A 6,214-nucleotide genomic window follows, 5' to 3' on the forward strand; every position below is an offset into this window, starting at 1 on the left:
TCGAGGAGTTGAAGACCCAGGCCCTCGTCAAGCTCGACGACCTGCGCAGCCACTTCGAGCGCATGCGGCGTGCCTACGAGCGCGACGGCTACAAGTCGCCGGCCTACAACCGCGCGCAGATGTCGGTTTCGGCCGAGATCATGAGCATTCGCTTCACCGTCAAGACGATCGAGCGGCTGTGCCAGATCCTGCGCTCGCAGGTCGACGACATTCGCCGTTACGAGCGCGAGCTGCGCAAGATCGTGGTCGACAAGTGCGGCATGCCGCAGGAGCACTTCATCCGCAGCTTTCCGCCGAATTCGCTCAATCTGAAGTGGGCGGAGAAGGAAATTGCGTCGAACAAGTCCTACAGCGCAGTGATGGCGCGCAACCTGCCGCCGATCCAGGACCTGCAACAAAAGCTGATCGACCTGCAAAGCCGTGCCGTGGTGCCGATCGACGACCTGAAACTCATCAACAAGAAGATGAACCAGGGCGAGAAGGCCTCGCGCGACGCCAAGAAGGAAATGATCGAGGCCAACCTCCGCTTGGTGATCTCGATCGCCAAAAAGTACACCAACCGCGGCCTGCAGTTCCTCGACCTCATCCAGGAGGGCAACATCGGCCTGATGAAGGCGGTCGACAAGTTCGAATACCGCCGCGGCTACAAATTCTCGACCTACGCCACGTGGTGGATACGCCAGGCCATCACCCGTTCGATCGCCGACCAGGCCCGCACCATCCGCATCCCGGTGCACATGATCGAGACGATCAACAAGATGAACCGGCTCTCGCGCCAGCACCTGCAGGAGTTCGGCTTCGAGCCGGACGCGCCGACGCTGGCCGAGAAGATGGAGATGCCCGAGGACAAGATCCGCAAGATCATGAAGATCGCCAAGGAGCCGATCTCCATGGAAACGCCGATCGGCGACGACGACGACTCGCACCTGGGCGACTTCATCGAGGACACCAACAACACCGCGCCGATCGAAGCGGCCATGCAGGCCGGGTTGCGCGATGTGGTCAAGGACATCCTGGACTCGCTCACCCCGCGCGAGGCCAAGGTGCTGCGCATGCGCTTCGGCATCGAGATGTCCACCGACCACACGCTGGAGGAAGTGGGCAAGCAGTTCGACGTGACGCGCGAGCGCATTCGCCAGATCGAGGCCAAGGCGATCCGCAAGCTCAAGCACCCGAGCCGATCGGACAAGCTGCGCACCTATCTCGACAATCTCTGAGCCTCAGTGCGCTCGACACGAAGCCCGGCACCCGCCGGGCTTTTTTACGCCCTCATCCGTTGCTGATCGTGCGTCTTTTCACGCGCGCTAAACTTTCCCTGCCTTGACCGATCCGTACCGATGACCAGCCTGCTCCAACGCACTGTCCTGTTTGCCGATCTTCGCGGCAGCACCGGTCTGTTCGAGACGCTCGGCAATGCCGAGGCGGCATCGGTGGTCACGCAGAGCGTCGACCTGATGGCGCAGATCGTCGCTGCCTGCGGCGGCGTGGTGGTCAAGACGCTGGGCGACGGGTTGATGGCGGTGTTCGAGCATCGGCAGGGCGGCATCGACGCGGCCGACGAGATGCACGAATCTCTCGACCGCATCGTCGCCGACACGCCGCGCGGCGGCTCGCGCCGGCCGACGCTCAAGCTCCCGGCACTCAAGCTGCAGGTGGCGATGGCGCACGGCGAGGTCGTCGAGCTGAACGGCGACTGCTTCGGCGATGCGGTCAACGTCGCCGCGCGCCTGCTCGACCGCGCCGGCGACAAGGAAACCCTGGCGACCGAGCAGGTGCTCGAAGGCTTGGAGGCCGAGCACCGCGGGCGCTTCCGCTCGCTGTCCAAGCTGCAATTGCGCGGCCGCCAGGAGCCGGTGCAGGTCTATCGGCTCGAGGCGCGGCGCTTCGGTGAAACCGTGGCCACGCTGTTCGAGGGCAGCGCGCCGGCACGCGAGCCCGACGGCCTGCGGCTGGCTTGGCGTGAAGTGAACCGCGTCTTCGCCGGCACCGACTTGCCCGCAGTGCTCGGCCGAAGCCCGCAAGCCACCTACTGCATCGACGACACGCGCGTTTCGCGCTCGCACGCCCGCGTCGAATGGCATGGCGGCACCTTTCAGGTGAGCGACCTCAGCTACAACGGCACCTTCGTGCGCTTCGCCGGGCGCGACGACGTGGTCGCGCTGCGCCGTGGCAGTTGCACGCTGCATGGCAGCGGCGTCATCTGTCTGGGCGCCGCGCCGACCGACGCCACGGCGCCGACCGTGCACTTCGAGATACTGAGCTTCCAGGACACCGTGCCGCGCTCGGGGCATTGACCGACGAATGCTCAGCCGGCCGAGGGCTATCCGTTCGGCACTGAAGCGCCCGAGGGCCGGCGCCTTTGCCGTGCAAGGACATGGTCTAGCTGCGGGCAACTTTTAAACGCCAAGCCCCTCCGCAAGCCGAAGCAGATCGGGCCCGTGCCAGCACGGCGGCGCAGTAAGGGGCGGTTCACCGCCGATACGCCGAATCCAGGCCGCGTGCATGCCGGCCGCCAGAGCGCCCTGCACGTCGAGCAGCAGATCGTCGCCGACATGCAGTACGTCGCCCGGCTCACAGTCGAGCCGCGCACAAGCGGCCGCAAAAATGCGCCGGTCGGGCTTGCCTACGCCGACCTCGTGCGCCCGCAGGCATCCCTTGAACCAGTGCGCCAGACCGACACGCTCGAGATCGGCATTGCCGTTGGTCAATGCCAGCAGCGGCCAACGCGCAGCCAGCCGCTCGAGTGCCTGCTCCACGTCGGCGTACAGCTCGACCTGCTGGCGCGCGGCAAAGAACACGTCGAAGGCCGTCGGCATCAGCGCTTCGTCTTCGCCGCTGGTGGCCAGCATGCGACGGATCGTCTCGCACCGCATGGCGGTCAGGTCATGGGCACGCTCGGGCCAGTCGGCTGCGACGGCCGCACGCAGGGCTTGCGTCGCGGCGACATCGAAGCGTTCGGCGACGCGCGGTGCATGATGCAGCATCCAGGCTGCCAGCGCCGCCTCGGCGCGAACGATGGTCGGGCCGATCGGCCACAAGGTGTCATCGAGGTCCAGCGTGAGGGCGCGGATACGCGCGGCAGGGGGAAGCATGGCGATCGGGGGGCGTGAAGGACCGCGCACCTTACCTTGCCACGCCCTCTCCAAGCGCGAGTGCGGGTGGGGCTCCAGTACAGTAGCGCCACCCATACTCAAGCACCGCCGACTGCCGCATGAAGCCGGCCCCCCTGCCCGCCAACGAAGCCGAGCGACTGCGCATCCTGCACGAGCTGCGCTTCGGCGAGGCCGGGATCACACCGGCGTTGGCAGCGATCGCGAGGTTGGCCCGCAGCCAGAGCGGCTGGCCGATCGGCGCGATCAGCCTGGTCGATGAGCAACGCCAGTGGTTCGCGGCTGCCGCCGGCATGGCGCCGATCGAAGCGCCGCGCGAGTACTCCTTTTGCGCGCACGCGATCGTCGGCGACGGGGTCTTTGAAGTGGTCGATGCCGCAGCCGACGATCGCTTTGCCGACAGCCCGCTGGTCAGCGGTACGCCGCGGGTCCGTGCCTACACCGCGCTGCCTTTCGTGGTGGACGGCCAGCGCATCGGCACCGTGTGCGTGATCGACGACCGCCATGACAACCGGCTCGATGCCCGCGGTCTAGTCGCACTGGCCGACCTGGCCGATCTGGCCGGCTCGCTGCTCGAGGGACAGCTCCGTGCGCAACGCGCGCAACTGCAGGAAGCGCGAGTGCGCGAAGCCAGCCGCGCCGGCAGCGACTGGCTGTGGGAGAGCAGCGCCGAAGGCGTGATGACCTGGGTTTCCGATAGCCTGGAAGAGCGTGCCGGCCTTGCGCCTGCTGCCGAAGTCGGCCAGCACGCGCACCGGGTTGTTCGGCCGCACCCTGATCACCGTGCAAGCTGGGACGGCTACCTGGAAGCCCGCGCCGCGCGCCGCGCGTTCAAGGACGTGATCGCCGAGCGCGAAACATCGCGCGGCACCATCAGCATCTCGTTCAGCGGCGAGCCGATGTTCGATGCGGCCGGCCGCTTTCGCGGCTACCGGGGTGCTACGCGCGAGGTCACTCGCGAACTGGCGCTGCGCGCCCAGGCGCAACAGGCGCAGGAGCTGTTGCAAGGTGCGATGGAGCACATCCCTGCCGCGGTGATGATCTCCAACCCGCAGGGTCGCATCGTGCTCAGCAACAAGGTGTGGCGGCGCGACAGCGTGGCCTTCACCGACGGACGGGCCGAGACCTGGGAGGCGCTGCTGCGCGAAATGGTCGCGCGCGGCGGCTATCCGGAGGCGGCCGGCCGAGAGGCGGAGTTCATCCGCTGGCGCCTGGCCGTCGTCGACCAGCCCGGCCTGCGCCACGAGATGCGCTTCGGCGAGCTCTACGTGCTGGTGACCGATCAACGCTTGGCCGATGGCAGCGTGGTGCACCTGTCCGTCGACATCACTGCTCGCAAGCGCGCCGAGCTCAAGCTGGCAGAACAGGACGTGCAATTGCGCGCCTCCGAAGAACGCATGCGCGCGGTGCTGCAGTCGGTGCCCGACCTGTGGTTCGTGATCGACGGCGCATCGCGTTGTCTCGCGTGCAGCGACGAGCACCATCCGTGGCTGGTCAAACCCTTCGATCAAATGCGCGGGCACCGGCTCGCCGACCTGCAGCCGCACCGCTCGCTGCACTCCCTGGAAGCGGCCATCCGCCAGGCGCACCGCAGCGGCGAGGTGCAGCGCCTCGAATACGAAGCGGTCATCGCCGACGGCACCCGCCGCGACTTCGAGGCGCGCATCTCGCCGATGGAGGGCGACCAGGCGCTGTTCCTGTTGCGCGACCTGACCGAGTTGCGCACGCTCGAACGTCATGTGCGGCTGCTTCAGCGCGCGCTCGAGGCCGAGGCGGCGCTGCCGATGATGATCGTCGACGCCACCCGCCCCGACCTGCCGGTCAACTACGTCAACGCCGCATTCGAGCGCCTCACGGGCTACGCCGCCACCGAAGTCATGGGCCGCAACTGCCGTCTGCTGCAGGGCGACGAGAAGAAGCAGCCGGGCCTGACGGTGCTGCGCCGGGCGCTGGCGCAGGGCGAAGCCGCCACCGTGGTGCTGAACAACTATCGCAAGGACGGCAGCATCTTCGCGAACGAGCTGCACATCGCGCCCGTGCGCGATGCCGGTGGCGACCTCACTCATTACATCGGCCTGCTGAGCGACGTGACCGAGCGCAGCCGCGCTGCCGATCAGCTTCGCCTCAGCGAGGCGCTGTACCGCTCGGTCACCCTGGCGATCAGCGATTGCCTGCTGGTGATGGGGGCCGATGGCAACGTCGTCACGGCCAACCCTGCGGCTTGCGAGCTGTTGCACTGCTCGGAGGAACAGATCGCCGGCGTTCGCCCGAGCCAGCTCGGCTTTCACCTGCAGCACGAGGACGGCCGGCCTCTCGCCGAAGACGAGCATCCCGTGCGCCAAGTGCTGCGGGGCGCGCCTAGCGTGCGCGGCCGGGTGCACCGCCTCGCCTGCCCCGACGGGCGGGCGCTCCTGCTGCGCGTGAGTGTGCAGCCGCTGCAGTTGCCGCCCCAGGATCGCCGGCCTTCCTGCGTGCTGACCTGCCACGACATCAGCGCCCAGCGCGCCGCCGAACGAGCGCTGGAACAGGCCGAGGCGCGTTGGAACTTCGCGCTCGACGGTGCCGGCTACGGCGTCTGGGACCATGACGAAGACAGCGGCACCGTGTTCTTCTCGCGGCGCTGGAAGGAAATGCTGGGTTACGCCGAGGACGAGGTCGGCAACCGACTGCAGGACTGGACCCGCCGCATCCACCCGGACGACCACCGCCGCGTCATGGACGAGATCGCCCGCCACCGCCGCGGCGAAACCGCCGAGTACGAAACCCAGCACCGACTGCGCCACAAGGACGGCCACTGGATCTGGGTGCTCGACCGCGCCAAGATCGTCGAGCGGCGCGTCGACGGCAGCCCGCGGCGCTCGGTCGGCACGCACAGCGACATCACGCGCCAGAAAGTCGCCGACCAGGCGCTGCGCGACCAGCAGGCCAGCGAACTGGCGAGTCGCGCCAAGAGCGAATTCCTGTCGCGCATGAGCCACGAGATGCGCACCCCGCTCAACGCGGTGATCGGTTTCACCCAGTTGCTGCGCCTGCACGGCGGCCACGACGAGCAGCGCCTGAGCCAGTACAGCGAGCACATCCTGCAGGCCGGCCAGCACCTGCTG

4 protein-coding genes are annotated in these 6,214 nt (G+C 67.7%); 3 read left to right on the forward strand and 1 reads right to left on the reverse strand.

Going from position 1 to position 6,214, the window contains the following annotated elements; genetic code table 11:
• Both rpoD and H0W38_RS14625 read left to right on the forward strand, forming a co-directional pair.
• Positions 1-1,217 (forward strand): RNA polymerase sigma factor RpoD (gene rpoD / locus H0W38_RS14620; RefSeq protein WP_292455322.1); only part of this gene is annotated, 1,217 nt, incomplete at its 5' end.
• Between the two features lie 120 nt (positions 1,218-1,337).
• A complete protein-coding gene (locus H0W38_RS14625; protein ID WP_292455325.1) occupies positions 1,338-2,294 on the forward strand; it encodes an FHA domain-containing protein in 957 nt (318 codons plus the stop codon).
• A 102-nt stretch (positions 2,295-2,396) separates the two neighbouring features.
• Here H0W38_RS14625 and H0W38_RS14630 read toward each other — a convergent pair whose 3' ends face one another.
• A complete protein-coding gene (locus H0W38_RS14630; RefSeq protein ID WP_292455328.1) occupies positions 2,397-3,092 on the reverse strand; it encodes an HAD family hydrolase in 696 nt (231 codons plus the stop codon).
• 119 nt (positions 3,093-3,211) lie between these two features.
• On the opposite strand from H0W38_RS14630, the gene H0W38_RS14635 reads away from it, so the two are divergent.
• Positions 3,212-6,214, forward strand: a 3,003-nt coding sequence (locus H0W38_RS14635; protein ID WP_292455329.1) for a PAS domain S-box protein, incomplete at its 3' end; no start/stop codon positions are given.

This window comes from Methylibium sp. (assembly GCF_013817365.1).
In the GTDB taxonomy this organism is placed as follows: domain Bacteria; phylum Pseudomonadota; class Gammaproteobacteria; order Burkholderiales; family Burkholderiaceae_C; genus Methylibium.

Bases quoted from the DNA above. Each gene is read 5' to 3' on its own strand.
- H0W38_RS14625 (WP_292455325.1), top strand. From the start codon at position 1,338: ATGACCAGCCTGCTCCAACGCACTGTCCTGTTTGCCGATCTTCGCGGC.
- H0W38_RS14630 (WP_292455328.1), bottom strand. From the start codon at position 3,092: ATGCTTCCCCCTGCCGCGCGTATCCGCGCCCTCACGCTGGACCTCGAT.